17 protein-coding genes are annotated in these 16,936 nt (G+C 61.3%); 7 read left to right on the plus strand and 10 right to left on the minus strand.

Going from position 1 to position 16,936, the window contains the following annotated elements:
• Positions 1-42: 42 nt before the first annotated feature.
• Together AC27VU_RS16895 and AC27VU_RS16900 are read left to right on the plus strand one after the other, a co-directional pair.
• Positions 43-600, plus strand: coding sequence for a DUF4136 domain-containing protein (locus tag AC27VU_RS16895; RefSeq protein WP_003221298.1), 558 nt, complete (start codon positions 43-45; stop codon positions 598-600).
• 130 nt (positions 601-730) lie between these two features.
• On the plus strand, positions 731-2,728 hold the full coding sequence (locus AC27VU_RS16900; protein WP_488724491.1) for a pilus assembly protein TadG-related protein: 1,998 nt from the start codon (positions 731-733) through the stop codon (positions 2,726-2,728).
• On the opposite strand, the gene AC27VU_RS16905 is transcribed toward AC27VU_RS16900, so the two are convergent.
• Together AC27VU_RS16905 and AC27VU_RS16910 are read right to left on the minus strand one after the other, a co-directional pair.
• A complete protein-coding gene (locus tag AC27VU_RS16905) occupies positions 2,725-5,478 on the minus strand; it encodes a PAS domain-containing sensor histidine kinase (RefSeq protein WP_488724492.1) in 2,754 nt (917 codons plus the stop codon). The genes AC27VU_RS16900 and AC27VU_RS16905 overlap by 4 nt on opposite strands.
• Entirely contained in the window at positions 5,475-5,936 is a 462-nt protein-coding gene (locus AC27VU_RS16910) for a TadE/TadG family type IV pilus assembly protein (protein ID WP_488724493.1), read from the minus strand. The genes AC27VU_RS16905 and AC27VU_RS16910 overlap by 4 nt, the downstream gene beginning before the upstream one ends.
• A 75-nt stretch (positions 5,937-6,011) precedes the next feature.
• Here AC27VU_RS16910 and AC27VU_RS16915 point away from each other — a divergent pair, with 75 nt between their 5' ends.
• Together AC27VU_RS16915 and AC27VU_RS16920 are read left to right on the plus strand one after the other, a co-directional pair.
• Positions 6,012-6,482 (plus strand): A24 family peptidase, encoded by a 471-nt coding sequence (locus AC27VU_RS16915; RefSeq protein WP_488724494.1) that lies wholly within the window; start codon positions 6,012-6,014, stop codon positions 6,480-6,482.
• 126 nt (positions 6,483-6,608) lie between these two features.
• A complete protein-coding gene (locus tag AC27VU_RS16920) occupies positions 6,609-7,397 on the plus strand; it encodes a response regulator transcription factor (protein ID WP_045122702.1) in 789 nt (262 codons plus the stop codon).
• 805 nt (positions 7,398-8,202) lie between these two features.
• Here the strand turns inward: AC27VU_RS16920 and AC27VU_RS16925 are convergent.
• The 8 genes from AC27VU_RS16925 to cpaB are packed head-to-tail and all read right to left on the minus strand — an operon-like array spanning position 8,203 to position 15,655.
• Complete coding sequence (locus tag AC27VU_RS16925; RefSeq protein WP_003221311.1) at positions 8,203-8,475, minus strand: DUF3613 domain-containing protein; 273 nt, start codon at positions 8,473-8,475, stop codon at positions 8,203-8,205.
• Positions 8,476-8,485: 10 nt separating this feature from the next.
• Positions 8,486-9,208, minus strand: coding sequence for a tetratricopeptide repeat protein (locus AC27VU_RS16930; RefSeq protein ID WP_003221313.1), 723 nt, complete (start codon positions 9,206-9,208; stop codon positions 8,486-8,488).
• 23 nt (positions 9,209-9,231) lie between these two features.
• Positions 9,232-10,116: a type II secretion system F family protein gene (locus tag AC27VU_RS16935; protein ID WP_400508228.1), complete on the minus strand. Its 885-nt coding sequence runs from the start codon at positions 10,114-10,116 to the stop codon at positions 9,232-9,234.
• Position 10,117: 1 nt separating this feature from the next.
• A complete protein-coding gene (locus AC27VU_RS16940; RefSeq protein WP_262143627.1) occupies positions 10,118-11,002 on the minus strand; it encodes a type II secretion system F family protein in 885 nt (294 codons plus the stop codon).
• A gap of 18 nt (positions 11,003-11,020) precedes the next feature.
• Complete coding sequence (locus AC27VU_RS16945; RefSeq protein WP_488724495.1) at positions 11,021-12,289, minus strand: TadA family conjugal transfer-associated ATPase; 1,269 nt, start codon at positions 12,287-12,289, stop codon at positions 11,021-11,023.
• Positions 12,286-13,476: a CpaE/TadZ family protein gene (locus tag AC27VU_RS16950; protein WP_488724496.1), complete on the minus strand. Its 1,191-nt coding sequence runs from the start codon at positions 13,474-13,476 to the stop codon at positions 12,286-12,288. The genes AC27VU_RS16945 and AC27VU_RS16950 overlap by 4 nt, the downstream gene beginning before the upstream one ends.
• Positions 13,473-14,696, minus strand: a complete 1,224-nt coding sequence (locus tag AC27VU_RS16955; protein ID WP_045122276.1) for a type II and III secretion system protein family protein — start codon at positions 14,694-14,696, stop codon at positions 13,473-13,475. Before AC27VU_RS16955 ends, AC27VU_RS16950 begins: the two co-directional genes overlap by 4 nt.
• A gap of 20 nt (positions 14,697-14,716) precedes the next feature.
• Positions 14,717-15,655 (minus strand): Flp pilus assembly protein CpaB, encoded by a 939-nt coding sequence (gene cpaB, locus AC27VU_RS16960; RefSeq protein WP_488724497.1) that lies wholly within the window; start codon positions 15,653-15,655, stop codon positions 14,717-14,719.
• Between the two features lie 331 nt (positions 15,656-15,986).
• Between cpaB and AC27VU_RS16965 the strand changes: the two genes are divergently transcribed.
• From AC27VU_RS16965 to AC27VU_RS16975, 3 genes are all read left to right on the plus strand, one after another.
• On the plus strand, positions 15,987-16,202 hold the full coding sequence (locus AC27VU_RS16965) for a Flp family type IVb pilin (protein WP_003221330.1): 216 nt from the start codon (positions 15,987-15,989) through the stop codon (positions 16,200-16,202).
• Between the two features lie 30 nt (positions 16,203-16,232).
• Entirely contained in the window at positions 16,233-16,439 is a 207-nt protein-coding gene (locus AC27VU_RS16970) for a Flp family type IVb pilin (protein ID WP_003221332.1), read from the plus strand.
• 71 nt (positions 16,440-16,510) lie between these two features.
• Entirely contained in the window at positions 16,511-16,918 is a 408-nt protein-coding gene (locus tag AC27VU_RS16975) for a response regulator (RefSeq protein WP_488724498.1), read from the plus strand.
• Positions 16,919-16,936 lie beyond the last annotated feature (18 nt).

Here is a 16,936-nt window from a genome sequence, read left to right on the forward strand (position 1 = left end):
GAGAACGCATCGCAGGTTTATGCCTTCAACCGGAGAAAACCCATGTTCCGCCGTCTCGCTTTACTGGCCATGGCCGCACTGCTCAGCGCCTGCGCCGCCAACCAGGTCAATCACGACTTCGATGCCAGCCGCGACTTTGCCGCCTATCGCAGTTGGAACTGGAAAGAACCCGCGCTGCAATACCGTCCCGATGATCCACGGATCAAGAGCGACCTGACCGAACAACGCATTCGCCAGGCCGTCAGTGATCAGCTCGACCAGCGTGGCTTGCGTCCTGCGGCGGCGGGCACCAAGGGTGACCTGAGCGTGCAAGCCTATCTGATCGTCGAGGATCGCCAGCAGCAAGTCACCACCAACTACGGCGGCGGTTGGGGCGGCCCGTGGAACGGATACTGGGGCGCACCGATGTACAACGAAACCCGCAACATCACCTACAAAGTGGCGACGATCCAGATCGACCTGCTCGACGGCAAGGACGGCAAACTGGTGTGGCGCGGCAGCGACGAGCAGATGCTCAGCAGCACGCCGAACCCCGAGGATCGCAGCAAAGCGATTCGCGAGACGGTCAGTCGTATCCTGGCCAACTATCCACCGCGCTAAGACGTCGAGACTGACCAGCTCCCACAGTGGTTTTATGGCGCACGAAATGGCGCGCTGCGACTAGCGCCGTCTACACTCAACAGCACCCATGGAGGCAGCGCCCGGCACAGGGCCGGCAAAGGAGTGCGCGATGTCGCCCCGTTCGCAATTCAACAGCCCGGCGCGGCAACGCGGGGCTATCGGGCTGATGGCGGCAGTCACCCTCAGCCTGGCAGTGGTATTGATGTTGCTCGTGGTCGATACCGGCCGGTTGTACATGGAACAACGCAAGTTGCAGCGGGTGGTGGATAACGCCGCGCTGGAAGCGGTCAGTCGCGGTGGCACCTGTCTGCCCGGTCTGACGGCCGCGACCTACGCCGGACAAAGCGCCGTGCGTAACGGCTACACAGTCGATGCCAGCGACACCCTTGTTACCACATGCGGCACGCTGGTCACCGCCGCCACAGGCTTGCGCACCTTCACGGTAGACGCCACTCAAGCCGCCGCCGTGAAAGTCGCCGCCAGCCGCACCGTCATCACCAGCATTGCCGGCGGCGTGCAGGCGTTGTTCAGCGGGACGCCGGTGAGCCTCTATACGACGCTCAATGCCTCTGCCGTCGCCGCGAAGCCACAGCCGACCGTCGCGCAATTGAACATTCGCAGCACGCTGGCGAGCATCAACACGGCTCAGTCGAACATTCTCAATCCGCTGTTTTCATCGCTGCTCGGCGGTAACGTCAACTTGACCGCGCTGGGCTGGAACGGTTTGCTCAATACCAACGTCAACCTGCTCAGTTACCTCAATCAACTGGCGATCAATCTCAACGTGGCCGCCGGCAATTACACTCAGTTGCTCAACACCCAGGCTACCGTCACGCAGCTGATTCAAGCCGCCGCCACCGTGGTGCAACTCAACGGCGCGACCGCCGACGTGATCACCGCACTGGGCCAGCTGCAAATCGCCGCGATCAATGCCGCGCCGGTCAAGCTCGGCGACATCCTGCAACTGCAGACCGGTACCACTGCGGCGGGGCTGGATGCCAACCTGCAATTGCTGCAACTGGTGCAGGCCGTGGTGCAACTGGCCAACAGCAACAGCGCGGTGTCCGCCACGGTGCCGATCAGCGTACTGGGGCTGGCGAACGTCACGGTGCGAGTCAAAGTCATCGAGCCGCCGCAGTTCTCCGCGATCGGTGATCCGGCGCTGGCCAAGGCCAACCCGACGGGACCGAACCGGATTTATGTGCGCACGGCGCAGATTCGCACGATGCTGTCGGTGAATCTGCCGGTGCTGTCCGGGGTGACCGGTCTGGTCAATGCGGTACTGGGGCTGGTCGGAACTTTGACTCCGACCCTGAATGCTCTGCTGAGCCTCAACCTGGTAGCGACCCTCAATTCGGTCGGCTGTCTGCTAGGTGCCGGCTGCCAACAACTCGACCCGCTGCTATTGCCGTCCCCGGAAATCGATATCGCCCTGGATGCCGGTGGTGCCATCAGCTACGTCACCGATTACAGCTGCCCGACGGGTACCACGGGCACCAAGAGCCTGACTGCGCACACCATCACCTCGATTGCCGATCTGAAGGTTGGCAAGATCGACCCGACCAATGCCTTTTCGTCGTCCGCGGAACCCACCGTTACGCCGCTGCCTCTTGTGGATCTGGGCACCGTGACCTGCCACAAGATTCTCGGGATCGGCAGCTGCGACGAGAGCACGCATGTGCAATACGGTGCCGGCGGGATTGCGATCATGGTCAACACCAGCGTGGCTCAGAATACTCAGGACCTGGTGTTTTCCAGCGCGACCCCATTCGCGACGCCGCCCAACCTGAAGCTGCCGCCCAGTGTGATTTCCGCTGCGCCATCGAGCAACATCGTCAACAGCCTGGCCAGCACGCTGGCGGGGATCAATCTGATTGTTTATCAACCTTTGGGCAGCAACCCCCTGGGTGCCATCGTTACAGGTGTGGCCAGTCTGATCAGCAGCGTTACTACCATTCTTCAGCCATTGATTACCAACCTGCTCAGCCCGCTGCTCGACCCCTTGCTGAACAATCTGCTCAATAGCCTGGGCATCAATCTGATGGACGTCGATGTGGGCGCCAACATGACCTGCGGCCAGACCGGCAAAGCCTATCTGGTGATCTAGGCGTCCGGCGCCAGTGGCAGCTCGATGCAGAAGCGTGCGCCTTCCACCGAGTTGCGCACGCTCAAATGGCCGCCCATGTTCTCGATGATGCCGTAGCTGACCGACAGACCCAGCCCGGTGCCGACGCCCACCGGTTTGGTGGTGAAGAACGGTTCGAAAATCCGCTCCAGCAGCCGTGGATCAATGCCACCGCCGTTGTCCTCGACCCACAGCCGTACCTTCTGATCATCACGTTCGGCGTAGATCGAGATCCACGGCTTGAACGTCGAATCCTTCTCGCGTTTGCTCAGCAACGCATCGCGGGCATTGACCATCAGATTGATCAACACCTGCTCCAGTTGATCGACAAACCCGCGCACCTGCACCACAAACGCGGTTTCGCTGATGCGCAGATCCACGCCTTTGCCGCGCATGCCTTCGGCCAGCAACGACAACGTGCCTTCGATGGCCGAGGCCGGGTTGAACAGTTGCTGTTCGATCTCCGAACGGCGGCCGAACACGCGCATGTGATCCACCACTTTCGCCGCGCGCTCGACCTGCGCATCGATACGATTGAGCTTGTCGGTCAGGTAATCAATTTGCACATCGCCATTGCCCAGGCGCTTGAGCACGTTGACGATGGCCATGCGCATCACGTTCAGCGGCTGATTGATTTCGTGCGCCAGTCCCGTGGCCATTTCGCCGAGGGTGGCCATTTTTGCGCTTTGTGTCAGTTGCTGCTGCGAGCGGCGCACTTCGGTGTTGTCGCGGCCCACTGCCTGTACCTCGATCAACTGCCCGTGTTCGTCGAACACACCGCGATCCGACCACACCCACCATGCATGTTCGCGCCCCGGCAGTTGCAGGCTGATTTCCGCGGTGCTCACTGGCAGGTCCGGGGTCAACAGGGACACGCGATGCTTGAACGCGCTACGTTGCTCGTCGGACATCCAGCCGCCCAGATCGACCCCCGGCAGATCCTGCGGGGTGCATTCCAGATAATTCGCCAGTGGCCGGTTGCCGAAAGTCAGGGTCAGATCAGGTCGATACCGGCAGATCATTGCCGGTGAGTCTTCCACCAGAATCCGATAGCGCTCTTCGCTTTGTCTCACTTGTTCGGCGGCTTGCGTCGCTTCGGTGACGTCCAGCCACAAGCCGACGGCTTCGACCGGCAGGCCGAGATCGTTGCGCAGCAGTCTGGCCTCATCGAGTAGCCAGTGATAAACCCCGCGACTGTCGCGCAACCGATAACGCGTACTCACCGAGCCCTCGCGCAGCAGTTGGCGGGTGCGCTGGAAATACCCGTCGCGATCTTCGGGGTGAATCATTTCGACCAGTGCGCTGGCGCTGCAATCGGCCAGGCTCCAACCCAGCAACGGTTGCAGGCTGGCGCTGAAAAAGGCCGGCACCAAAGCCCCCTCGAGGTAGTGCTGCACGTAAATCACCGCCGGAGAACTGGCGATCAGGTTGTCCAGCCGTGCGTGGGCCGCGGCGGCGAGTTGCTGCTGGTTCTTGATGTCGCTGATGTCGAGCATGAAACCGATCAGCCGGCGTTGTTCGCCGTTGCCGCTGGTCTGACCCTGCAGGCGATACCACGTCGAGTTTTGCCCGGCCTCCGGTCGGTTGAGGCGTACACACAGCGTCAGCGGCTCGCCCTGTTGCTGCAAGGCCTGCAGACGACTGCGCACCTCATCGCGGTCGGCGGGATGAAGCTGCGCCAGCCAGTCTTCGACTGCCAGCCGCGAGTTGCTCAACTGCAGGGCGCTGGTCAGTGAGGGGGCCAACTGGATCTCGCTGCCGTCAGCCTGAATTTCCCACCAGCCGGTGCCGAGCAGCGTCTGCAAGGATTCCAGGCGCTCCAGTTGCAGGTGATGTTGCTGCTCACGCAAACGCCCGAGCAACGGGCCGGCGAGGGCACTGGTCAAGGCCATCCAGTCCCGGTCTTTAAGGTACGGCGCGGCCGAATCCACCGCAAAAAAACCGCACAGCAGCCAGGCCACCACGCCGCGTTCATCACTGTAGGGCACAGCCAACCCTTCGCCATTGCCGAACACGGCTTGCACCCGCGCATGTTCGTCAAGGCCATGCTGCGCACCGATCCGCTGCGGCGCGCTGCCGCTCAGGCTGTCCAGTGACGTGCCCAGACGCTGGCCGTCCTCCCAGAGTGTGGGCGCATCGTAGGCGCTGAACTGACGATAGATCTGCCAGCCTTGTGTCTGCTCGTCGAGCAGCGCCAGACCGAGGCAGGGGATATGCCAGCGCTGGGCGATCAGTTGCAGTTGTTCGCTGACGACCTGCGGCAGGCGACTCAGGCCGCAGATGCGCACCTGCTCGCTGATTTGTCCGCCGATCAACTGGCTGGCTTCGCGATGACGGGACTGCTGGCGTTCGAGCAACAGGTCGGCGATGTCCAGCAGTTGCATCAGCCAGCCGTTGCCCGACGGCTGCACCCAGCCACGCAGGTGCAGAATCTGATCGCCGAGACCGGGGAAGTCCAGATCGAACATTTGCCCCTGCCAATCTGCCGGGCGGCCGTGGATCGCCAGTGTGCTGTGTGGCAGCAGGCAGGCACGCAACGGTAACGGCGGCTCATGCGGGGATTGATGCGCGAGCAGGTGGCGCAGCGGGCCGGCCATTTGCAGCACGCCGCCGTCGTCGTCCAGATACACATGCAGGCCGACCGGCGGCGTCCCGAGCGGGTCGGGCAGGTCGAGGGCGGCGGTCGGTGCGCGCTTGAGCAAACGCCCGAAGAGATTGTCGCCGGCCGTCAAAATTGCAGGCTCGAAATGGCGGTCAGATTGGGCGGCAGGTTCGGCACCGTGCCTATCCCCGGCAGTACCAGAAAGGGGATGACCTGATTCAGCTTGCTGACCGGGTATTTCACCGAGACGGTCAGCGTGCCATTGGGCCCATAGGCACTGCCGGTGTTATAGACCGCATTGGTATCGACCCCGATTACCAGATTGAAGGCCGACGGCACCCAGGACAATTGCTGGGTGAGCGCGGCGTTCGCGGTGTTCACCACCACCGTTGAATAGTTGGGAGTGTTCGGATCGACCTGTACGCTGCGGCGGATCGCCTCGGATGTGGCTTCGTTGAACGATTGCATCATCACGAATGGCAGGCTGTAGCTGACCAGACCGTAAAACACCGCAAAAAAGATCACGAATACCAAGGCGAACTCAATCGCCACCGCGCCTTTTTGCGACTTGCGAAAGCCGGTTTTCATGAGTGCGTCTACCCTGACAGTCACTGCGTAGTATCAGCATAGAATCATTCAGCCAAAACGGACGGTTTTTACCGAATGCTCAGCTCCACCCTTCTTGTCTGGCTGGCCATGTGTGCCGCCTTCGACGCCCGCCAGCGGCGTATTCCCAACGTTCTGACACTCGGTGCAGGTGCGCTCGCGCTGGGGTATTTGCTGTGGACCGGCAACACCTGGCTCGGCGCCGATGCGGGGCAGGGTGGTTGGGCTTTTCTGATTGCGCTGGTGCTAACGCTACCGGGGTATTTCATGGGCCGCATGGGGGCCGGCGATGTGAAATTAATGACAGCACTGGGGCTTGCGACGGACGGTCTGTTCATTCTTGGCGCGTTTATCGGCGCCGGCCTTGCGAGTTTGATCTGGCTGCTGATAGCGCCAAGACTCTGGCTGCATATGAGTCAACGAGTTAGAGAACATCTTCGTTATCTGGAGCCGGAAAAGTCAAAAAAGCTGCCATTTGCACCGTTTGTGCTGATCGGTGTATTGCTTTCGATACATTGGATCCATTAGTCGCCAGATGCCACTAGTCCTATGTACATAGTCGGAAAGTGCGTCTACTTTCAAATGAGCAGGTTATACAGCCAAAGTCTGGCAGTACAGGAATGGTCAGCTTTGGCCTACGGCATGGAGTGGCACGTGAACAAGCTTACGTCTGCGATAAAAGTCCTCGTGGTTGACGATCAGCCCTTGATCGTGGAGGAGTTGTGCGAGTTTCTCGAAAGCAGCGGTTACCGCTGCGTACCCTGTGAATCCAGTCAGCAGGCGATCGCGCGCTTCAGTGAAGATGCCGATATCGGCCTGGTGCTATGCGACCTGCACATGCCGGACATGGATGGCATCGAGTTGGTGCAGGCGCTGCAGCGGATCTGCGGCAAGCACCGGGTGTTCGAGGCGATCATGCTCACCGGGCGCGCCGATAAGCAGGACGTGATCAAGGCGTTGCGTGCCGGAATTGCCGATTACTATCAGAAGCCGATTGTTTTGACGGAATTGCTCGAGGGCTTGCAGCGTCAGGAGCAGGCTTTGCACGAACGGCATAAAAATGTGCAGTTGGGGCATTTGAATCAGAAGCTGCAATTTTTGTCCGAGTCGATTGATGACCTTTATCAGGATCTCGATAAGGTTCGGCGCAGTCCGGCGGCGGTGGTTCGTGATGTGATGGGTGGGGAAGCGCCCGACAGCGAGCAGCAGGAAATGCCGGAGATCTTTCAACAACTGTCGCCACGCCAACTCGATGTGGCGCGGTTGGTGGGCAAGGGGCAGACCAATTATCAGATTGCCTGTGAGTTGGGGATTACCGAGAACACAGTGAAGCTTTATGTGTCGCAGGTTTTGCGGTTGACGCATATGCATAACCGGACGCAGTTGGCGTTGGCGTTGTCTCCCGGTGGGTCGGCTTTGCGGCAGCGGGTGACGGCGCATTGACCTTGGCGGCCTGTGGGCCGGCCATGTTCATGGGGGTTTTTTGGGGGGGATCCGTTGCTGCGGGTGTTGCGGCTGGTGGTTTCGCCCTGACGGCGAGTCACTTTTTCCAGACGCCGAAAAAGTAACCAAAAAGGCTTGCTCCTGCGTTCGGCCCGCTCGCTGGGGCTCGGGGTCCCTTCGTTCCGGGATTGATCCGGGGGCAGCGCCTACGGTTTGCTTCGCTGCACCTCCTCTCGCTGTGTTTGGCTGCGCCAAACGGTCGCTGCGCTCCCACCCCCGGATCAATCCCTCCACTCAGCCTTCCGACGTCGCCCGTGGATCAAGATCAAGAGCGACAGCCGAGCTTGCGCTCATCCTGGAGTGGGGCGGCTTCGCCGCATGGTGTGTGCGCTTGCTAAATTGTAGGAGCCAGCCTGCTGGCGATGGCGGCCTGACAGCCGCCCAGCCTCCACAGGACACACCCCATCCCATTGTGGGAGCGGGCTTGCTCGCGAAGGCGGCCTGACAGCCGACCAGCCTTCACAGACCACACCCCATCCCATTGTGGGAGCGGGCTTGCTCGCGAAGGCGGCCTGACAGCCGCCCAACCTCCAACAGACCACACCCCATCCCATTGTAGGAGCGGGCTTGCTCGCGATGGCGGCCTGACAGCCGCCCAGCCTCCACAGACCACACCCCATCCCATTGTGGGAGCGGGCTTGCTCGCGAAGGCGGCATGACAGCCGCCCAACCTCCAACAGGACACACCCCATCCCATCGTAGGAGCGAGCCTGCTCGCGATGGCGGGATGGCGGCCAGCATCAAATCACTTGTTGGTCTCGATCTTGCCGCCCGCATCCGGGTCGTAGAAGTCCGGAATTTCGTATTTGTACTTTTTCAGCCAGCGCTGCATCGCCAGTTCCCGTTCAGCGGCGGTGGCGGTCTGGTTTTTTTCCGAGGCGGCTTTGTTGCGGCTTTGCAGCAGCAGCCAGCCTTCGGTTTCCTGTTGCTGCGCGGAGGCCGGGCCGGCGTCGATGGCGAAGGCGCTCAGCGGCAAGCTCAACAAGCTCAGGTAGCACAGGCCTTTGAGTGCGTTCATGGCTGTCTCCTTATTTGATTGTCGACGGTTGCGGATCAGCCGCTACCGCCACTTGATTGCTGGTCGCCGGTTTCGCCGGGATCGGCGTTTTGAGTTTTTCCGCGCGTTCCTGGGCTTCGGTGAATTGCGCCGGGGTCAGTTTGGCGCGGCTGACGATTTCGGCGGCTTGTTGCCAGTTGTTCTGGTACAGCAGCAACGACACCAGGTTCATCGTTGCCAGTTGATTGTTCTGCTTGAGTTCGATGGCGGTGAGGAATTCGAAGCGGGCGTCTTCGAGGCGCAGTTGGTTGAGGTAGACCACGCCGAGGTCGTTGCGGATTTTTTCGTCGGTGGGGGCCAGGCGTGCGGCGCGTTGCAGGTGGGCCTGGGCCTGGCCGTTGTCGCCGCGGGCGGCGTAGAGCTGGCCCAGGCCGTGTTCGGCTTCGGCGGTCAGGCAGCCGCCGAGCAAACCGCGGTACAGCGGCTCGGCTTCGCTGCGGCCGAGCAGGCGGTAGACCTTGGCTTTGCGCAGGCGCACTTCGCTCAAGTTGTCGGGCATGCTCTGCAGGTTGGCGAGGCTGGCGTGCAGTTTGCCGTCGTTGGCCAGATCGTCCGCCAGGTTCAGGGACAGCTCCTGTTCAGAGCTCAATTTGCTGCAACTGGACGGTGACAGCATCGCCGTCCACGGCGCCTGGCCGTCGGTGGCGCAACCGCCGAGCATCAACAGACTTGCCATGACAATCAGTACTTTCATCAAACGCTCTCCATGAGCCCACGTCAGTTTGCAAACGCCCTTGAAATGGCAGTGAAACCGGGACCGGCCAGAACGATCAGCAAGGCCGGAAATAGAAACAGCATCATCACCACCGACATCTTTGCCGACATTTTCGACACGTACTCCTGCAGCCGTGTCAGGCGTCGGTCGTCGAGCAATTGCTTGAGCGACAACAGCGATTTCATCGCGCCGCCGCCCTGTTGAATCAGTTGTTGGAGGATCACGCAGGTGTCGGTGAATTCGTCCACTGCGAGCATCACGGCGGTCTTGTTGAGTTCCTGGCCGAGCTCCAGGCCCGAGTCGACGCGGCTGAGGATCAGGCGCAGTTCGGTGGTCAGTTCCGGCAGCAGTTTTTGCCCTTCGGTGCTGAGGACACGCAGCGCCTGTTCGACCGCCATGCCGGATTCGAACAGGATGCGCAGCAGCGGAATGAATGTTGAAATTTCTACGGCGATGGTCTTCTGCCGGCGCGCTGCGGCGTACGCCAGCAGCCGTTTGGGCAGCAGGTAACCGGCGCCGGTGGCGAGCATCGGCACCAGCCAGCCGTTCGGCGCGTGGGGGAAGAACACTTCTCGCAAAAACAGTCCGACACCCAGCGCCAGCAGCGGAGTGCCGATCTGACACGCCGCGTACAACGAACGCTCGCTGGCGCGGCGCCAGCCGAGGCGGCTGAGCAGGGTCTGGGTTTCGCTGTCGATGCTCACCGAGCGTCGGCCAAACCGGCTGTTGCCCAAGGCGCGCAACCAGTTGCCCAGGCGGCTTTCGCGCACCAGGTTGCCTTGCAGGCGTTGAGTCACCTGGCGCTCGCGGCGGCGTTCGGTCAGCAAGTGGTTGGCCACCAGCAAAAACGCACCGAGCAACAACATGAGGGCGACAAGAAAGATCATGTCAGACGCTCCGCAACATGCGCCACAGCGCAAGGCAGCCGAGCACCTGCAGCACCAGTGCGGCAATCAGCATGGTCTGGCCACCGGAGTCGTGCCACATGCCGAGCATGTAGCCGGGATTGGTCAGCATGAAGTAACTCACCAGTATCACGGGCAGCGCGCCGAGCACCCACGCGGTCATCCGGGTTTCGCCGGTCATCGCGCGCAATTGGCGAGCGCCCTGATCACGTTCGCGGATCAGTTTGATCAGGTTCTCCAGCAGCTCGCTGGCGTTGCCGCCGTAGCGGTGGTTGACCTTCAGGCCCAGGGCAAACATGCGCAGTTCGTCTTGCTCATAGAGCTCGGCGAAGTCGCTGACGGCGTCCGGCAGATTGACCCCCAGTTGCACGTTGCGTTGTACCCGGCCCATGGCAGTTTTCAGCGGATCGTCGCTGGCTTCGATTCCGCCCATGACCGCGTCGCTCAGGGTGCGGCCGGACTTGAGGCTGCGCACGGTGTGATCAAGCAACTGCGGCAGTTGCTCGATCATGCGTTTGAGCCGGCGGCGGTACAGCCACGAAATGTACAGGCGCAAAATCACCGGCGGCATGAGGAGCGCCACCAGCAATCCGAGCCAGTGGCCCAGCAGGTAACCGAGCAATATGGCGATGGCCCACAGGCTCAGCCACAGGCCGAAACGCTCGGTCGGGCGGCCCAGCCCGGCGCGCAGAAACATTCGCTCAAGGCCCACCCATCGGGTTTTTTCCACAGCGATCTGCGGTTGGCCGGCGGCGAGTCGATTGAGTACCTTTTCGTTGGCGGTCTTGTGGATGCCATGCAGGAACAGGCGGATCGACAGCCCGAGCAGAATCAGACACATGATGATGAGAATGACCGGTCCAAGCATGCTCGGTGCTCCTTGCCGTCAGCCCGGATGGGCGTCGTTGCGCAACTTGTCGCCGGCCGGGTTGACGGCTTCGCGCAGGAAGCCGAAACCGGTGCGACGGTCGAGGCGGAACAGGGTGTTGGTGACGTAGACGTCCTCGCGGATACCGACCACTTCCACCACTTCACTGACGCAGCGGCGGCCGTCGGGCATGCGGGTCAACTGAATGACCACGTCGAGCGCCGCGCAGATCATCTGGCGCAAGGTGCGTTCGGCGATCGTGCGGCCGGTAAGGCCCACCAGCGTCTCCAGTCGCAGCAAGGCATCCTGCGCGTTGTTGGCGTGCACGGTGCTCATCGAACCGTCGTGGCCGGTGTTCATTGCGGTCAGCACGTCGACCACTTCGACGCCGCGAATCTCGCCGAGGATGATCCGGTCGGGACGCATCCGCAGGGCGTTGCGGATCAGGTCGCTGGCCTTCACTTCGCCGTGGCCCTCGGCATTCGGCGGACGGGTTTCGAGGCGCACGACGTGCGGGTGGCCGAGCTGCAATTCGGCGACGTCTTCGATGGTCACCAGACGCTCATGAGGGTTGATCAACTGGCTGAGGATATTGAGCAACGTGGTTTTCCCGGTGCCGGTCCCACCGCTGATGAGGATGTTGCAGCGCTTGCCCACTGCATGCTGGAAGAAGTCGAAGATCGCCATGTCGATCGTCTGCATGGCCATCAGGTCGGTGCTTTTGAGCATGTCCTTGCGAAACTTCCGGATCGACAGACACGGGCCGTCGAGAGCGATCGGCGGGATGATCGCGTTGACCCGGCTGCCGTCCGGGAGGCGTGCGTCGACCATCGGTGAAGACTCGTCGAGGCGTCGCCCCAGCGGTGCGAGAATTCGCTGCATGACCCGTTCGACGTGGTGTGCGTCGATGAAGCGCAAGTCACTTTGATGCAGCACGCCGTCGCGTTCGATGAACACCCGGTGTGGGCCGTTGACCAGAATCTCGGTCACCGACGGATCACGCAGCAACACCTCCAGCGGGCCGAAACCGGTGAGTTCGTCGACGATCTCTTCGGCCAGCCGCTCCATCTCATAGCGGGAAATCGCCAGGTGCAAACGGGCGATGTATTCGGCGACCTTGTCAGTGACAAATTGCGCCAGCTGCTGACGTGAGCCTTCCAGCAGGTTTCTCCCCGACTCTTCGATGGCGTCGATGATGTAGCGGTGCAGCACCAGTTTCAGGCCTTCGTGATCGGTGTTGCCGATACCTGCGCGTTGCGGTGCGCCGAAGAGTTTTTCCGCGCTCATGAGGAACCTCGCAAGCGGTCGAACCAGGTGACTTTCGGTTTGGCCAGACCCTCGGAGCGTTTGGCCAGGCGTTCACCGAGGGCGCGCAGGCTCTGGGTGAGTTTTTCCCGGGGCGCCAGTTCGAACAGACTCACGCCCTGATTTTTCGCGTTGAGCCGCACTTCAGGGTTGAACGCCAGTACCGCAATGACTTCCAGATTGAAGGTCTTGCCGAGGGTTTCCGAGCTCGGCGCCACGTTGCTCAGATAACGGTCGATCAGCAGGCGTCCATGATCGAGTTTCATGCCTTTTTCGCGCCACTGGTTGAGCACGGCGAGGTTGCGGCGGCAGTTGAGCACGTTCTGATCGGTGTACCACAGCAGCTTGTCGCAGTGGCTGACGAAGGTGCGCAATGCTTCGCTGTCGGCTTGCCCGGTGAGGTTCACGACGATGTGCTGGAAGTGCTGGCGCAGCGCGCTGAGCAACATATACAGCTCGGCGGCGCTGGTGTTTTCCAGTGGCTCGTCGTTGCTGGCGTAGGCGAGAATCCGCAGGCCCGCTTCGGCGCTGGTGAAGGCGCTGTCGATGAGTGTGGCGTCGAGTCTGCGCAAGTGGCGCAAGGCATCACCGAAGTGAAACGAACTCTCCAGCCCCAACAGGGCAAGGCTGTCGCCGCGGGGCAGGCCGAGGTCGAGCAGCAAGGTTTGCTGCCCGCTCTTTTGCACCACCAGCGCCATGTGATTGGCCAGCAACGCGCCGTCGGAACTGCTCTGCACGCCGTACATCACGGTCAGGCCGCCCAGTTGCGTGTTGGGTGCCACGGGTGGCAGGCGTTTGCTCAACCGGCGCACCAGTCCGGCAACCTCGCTGGAGCGCGAGCCATAGGCGACGAAGTCCCGGGCACCGGCACGCATCGCATTGAGCACCAGCTGATTGTCCATGCCGTCGCCCAGCGCGACGATCGCCAGCATCGGCTTGGCTTCCAGCGCGCCTTCGATCAGTGCGCTCTGCGCCACCACGTGCTCGCGGTCGAGGCCGACGAACACCAGGCTGGCAAAGGTCACGTCGACCAGTGCCAGCAGTTCGTCGAGGCTGCCGCCACCGGCACTCACCACTTGACCGAGGGGGGCGAGGGCGCTTTGCAGCCACTCCAGATCGGTGCTGTTGCGGGTGATCGCAAGGAAGGTCTGGCTCAGGCTCTGGCTCATTGCGACAACCCGCTGCGTTTGTCGAAGTTGCCGTTTTCGAGGAAGAACATGCGGTAGAAATTCGGGTCGTAGTTGCGCAGTTTTTCCCCCGGCAGCGACGGTAGTTGCGCATCGGCCGCCAGTGGCTGTACCAGATGCGGCGTGACGATCATCAGCAGTTCACGCTCTTCGCGCTTGATCTGCGAGCCTTTGAAAAAGGCACCGAGCACCGGGATATCGCCCAGCCCCGGAAACTTGTTCACCTGCGAACTGTTGGTGGTGCTGATCAAGCCACTGATCACAAAGCTTTCGCCATCGGCCAGCGAGACACTGGTGTCGGTCCGGCGAATGGTCAGGGCCGGAACGGTGGTGCCGGCGATTTGCACGGCGTTGCTCAAATCCAGTTCGCTGACTTCCGGTGCGACCTTCAGCGCGATGCGGTCGTGACTGATGACGGTCGGGGTGAGGGTCAGGCGGATGCCGAACTCCTTGTATTCGATCGACACGTTGTCGCTGCCGGAACTGGGCACCGGAATCGGGATTTCACCCCCGGCCAGAAAGCTTGCGCTCTGCCCGCTCAGTGCCACCAGGCTCGGCCGCGCGAGGGTGTAGGCGAAGCCACTGCTTTCCAGGGCGTTGATGATCGCCATGGTCTTGCCGCCGATCCACGAGAAGTTGAACAGGGTGTTGTCCACCGGCAGTTTCGGGGTCGGTACACCGTCGATGGGCGGCAGCGTACCCGGGGAGCCGAACAGGAAATTGCCACGGGTGCCGATCAGCGAGGCGGTGGCTTCTTTGAGTTTGGTGCGGCTGACTTCGACGAAGCGAATGTCGGTCTGCACTTGCGAGGGCAGCGTCGGATCATCGGAAGGCATCCGGCTGGCGTTGGTCAAGGCAGCGGTGGCGCTGCCTTGAACAAACACCATGCTCTGGCGGGGTTCGCTGGAGCACGAGGTCCAGACCATCAGACTGGTGGCGCCGGGGGCGACCCCGGTCAGCAGAAAAGATGAGTGGCCGGTGTCGTGCACGTCCGCGATTTTCGGGTCGCCGATTGCCACGCGGGTGATCGTCACTGGCGACTGGATGTCCTGTTGGAATCCTTCGCCGATCTCGATCACCGGGGGCATGCGGGAAAGCGCCGAGCAATTGCCCGTGGCCGCGAAGGCCGCGTTCATCGACAGTCCCGTCAGTATCAAGGCCCGGAGTACAGGTTTTAATATCGGCCTGAATCGACTCTGCATGCACTTGGATCCTTGCTCAGTCATGGGGCTTGTTGGGAAATCTGATTGCCGCGAATCACTTCCATCGCTTTGCGCGCAGCGCCGTGTTCCGCGCTGGATGGCGCTTTCGGGCCGCTGCCCAGCGCCAGTTGGGTGAACTGGAAGAGTTGGCTGTTGGCGTTGTCCAGGTGCGCCGGCGACTGCGTTTCGCCGGCCCAGTATTTGGCCAGGCGCTGTTCTTCGCTGCTGCGCACGGCCAGCCGCAAGGTGCCGACCTGGGTGGCGAGCATCATCCGGCTCAGCAATTGCTCGGGCACCGCCAGCACCACGGTGCGCGCGGCGATCCGGCGTTGATCCTGTTTGATTTTGTCGTCGCTGCTCAGGGCCGGTGTGGCGGGTTGGCCGTCGTTGGTCAGGCCGTATTGGTCGCCGACGCCGAGCACGCGCAGGGCGGGCACGACAACCTGCGCCGACTGTTGCAGGTTGCTGCTGTCCTGACGCAGGTACAGCAGCACATCGACATAGTCGCCGGGAATCAGTTGCCCGGCGCCGCCGATCACTTCATCGATTGCCACGGTCAGCGCGCGTTCATCGCTGTGGATCATGCGGGCCAGAGCACCGCCGGCGTCGAAGCTTTCGTCGTTCAGCCAGGTGCCGGCAGACAGCGGCCGCCAGGGTTTGCGGCCAACGACCTGATCGACACTTTTAAGGCTGCCGGTCGGTGCGTTGCGCAGCTTTTCCACGGTCACGTCGGCGGCAGTGAGTGGGGTGAACGGCGGCACATCGTGCAGCAGCACCACCACGGGTTGACGGGTCTGGTCTTCGGCGACGGCAACGGTTTTTTCAACAGTGGCGACCGGGGCGGCGGGCGCTTCGGCAACAGGCGCCGGTTGACGACTGAGCACCAGTCCCCAATAGCCGACAAAAATTGCTCCCAGCAGAAGTAATGCTGCAAGGCCCATGGTGATGCGACTGTTCATGACGGCTCTCCCTTTCCTGCTGCACTACAAGCCCGTATTTCCTGACAAGGGAATTTCGCATTCAGGCAGCTATGAACATGCAACTATTTCGCTATTTCCAAGCTAGCTGATCCAAGCCAAAACGCCATTACTGGCCGGAAAATAACTCACTAAAGTATGAGCATTCGCCAATTAACAGTTGAACTAAGCGTCACGACCAACTGATTAATTCTTTGTGATTAATCCGTTCTTACAGTTGTTGACCGGGGGTTTGTTGACAATGCTCAGATAGCACGGTGGAGGCTTTGCCGCTGTAGCGTTAGCGGCGCCAGAGGCGCAAAGGAGTGGACGTATGTTTCAGATGATCATCGACTATATGGTGGCCAGGACCCGGCTGTTCGTGAAGAACGAAGAAGCGGCGTCGGCAATTGAGTACGCGATAGTGGTGGCCATGGTTGCCGTTGTCGTCGTGGCGTTTGTGACACCACTGGGCAACCGCGTCCTGCAGTACTTCAACGATATTCTGGTCGGACTGGGTGGCACCGCGCAAACCCGTGCAACACCATAGTCGCGCTGCCAATCCCTGAGGAGAACGGTGATGTTCTTTGAGTACTTGAAGATGCGTGCCCGGGGCTTTTTCTCCAGTACCGAAGCTGCCTCGGCTATCGAGTATGCAATCGTGGTCGCGATGGTAGCGGTCGTGGTGGTGGTCTTTGTCACGCCCGTCGGTGCCAGAGTGCTGATCATGTTCAATAATCTGCTGGTGGCACTGGGTGGTACGGCGGTAACGGCACCCACGCCCTGAGCGGGATAAAACTCGCACTTGGCGACTGTCGCACTACACTCTGTTCCACCCTCGGTTTTCAGGTATTGCCCATGACTGCTTCCTCGATCCCGCGCCAACAGTTGCTTCTGGTTGACGATGAAGAGGACGCGTTGCTCGAGTTGGCGGAGTTGCTGGAGGGCGAGGGGTTTGTCTGCCTTACCGCGACATCGGTGAAGCTTGCGTTGCACCATCTGACCCGGCATCCCGATATTGCGCTGGTGATTACGGATCTGCGCATGCCGGAGGAGTCCGGCATGTCGCTGATCAAGCGTTTGCGCGAGCACACGTCGCGTCAGCATTTGCCGGTCATCGTGACGTCCGGGCATGCGGATATGGAAGATGTCAGCGACATGCTGCGCTTGCAGGTGCTGGATCTGTTTCGCAAGCCGATCTATCACGTCAGGTTGCTTGAGACGCTGAACAATCTGTTTCCCATTGCCAAGGTAGATGTCGGCTGACGCGCCTTGCGCCTTTCA

It is taken from the genome of Pseudomonas sp. 14P5.3.2 (genome assembly GCF_057799175.1).

Coding starts and splice junctions, on each gene's coding strand:
- AC27VU_RS16895 (WP_003221298.1), top strand. CDS start 43: ATGTTCCGCCGTCTCGCTTTACTGGCCATGGCCGCACTGCTCAGCGCC.
- cpaB (WP_488724497.1), bottom strand. CDS start 15,655: ATGAACAGTCGCATCACCATGGGCCTTGCAGCATTACTTCTGCTGGGA.
- AC27VU_RS16930 (WP_003221313.1), bottom strand. CDS start 9,208: ATGAAAGTACTGATTGTCATGGCAAGTCTGTTGATGCTCGGCGGTTGC.
- AC27VU_RS16900 (WP_488724491.1), top strand. CDS start 731: ATGTCGCCCCGTTCGCAATTCAACAGCCCGGCGCGGCAACGCGGGGCT.
- AC27VU_RS16925 (WP_003221311.1), bottom strand. CDS start 8,475: ATGAACGCACTCAAAGGCCTGTGCTACCTGAGCTTGTTGAGCTTGCCG.
- AC27VU_RS16910 (WP_488724493.1), bottom strand. CDS start 5,936: ATGAAAACCGGCTTTCGCAAGTCGCAAAAAGGCGCGGTGGCGATTGAG.
- AC27VU_RS16955 (WP_045122276.1), bottom strand. CDS start 14,696: ATGCAGAGTCGATTCAGGCCGATATTAAAACCTGTACTCCGGGCCTTG.
- AC27VU_RS16950 (WP_488724496.1), bottom strand. CDS start 13,476: ATGAGCCAGAGCCTGAGCCAGACCTTCCTTGCGATCACCCGCAACAGC.
- AC27VU_RS16915 (WP_488724494.1), top strand. CDS start 6,012: ATGCTCAGCTCCACCCTTCTTGTCTGGCTGGCCATGTGTGCCGCCTTC.
- AC27VU_RS16945 (WP_488724495.1), bottom strand. CDS start 12,289: ATGAGCGCGGAAAAACTCTTCGGCGCACCGCAACGCGCAGGTATCGGC.
- AC27VU_RS16940 (WP_262143627.1), bottom strand. CDS start 11,002: ATGCTTGGACCGGTCATTCTCATCATCATGTGTCTGATTCTGCTCGGG.
- AC27VU_RS16975 (WP_488724498.1), top strand. CDS start 16,511: ATGACTGCTTCCTCGATCCCGCGCCAACAGTTGCTTCTGGTTGACGAT.
- AC27VU_RS16970 (WP_003221332.1), top strand. CDS start 16,233: ATGTTCTTTGAGTACTTGAAGATGCGTGCCCGGGGCTTTTTCTCCAGT.
- AC27VU_RS16965 (WP_003221330.1), top strand. CDS start 15,987: ATGTTTCAGATGATCATCGACTATATGGTGGCCAGGACCCGGCTGTTC.
- AC27VU_RS16935 (WP_400508228.1), bottom strand. CDS start 10,116: ATGATCTTTCTTGTCGCCCTCATGTTGTTGCTCGGTGCGTTTTTGCTG.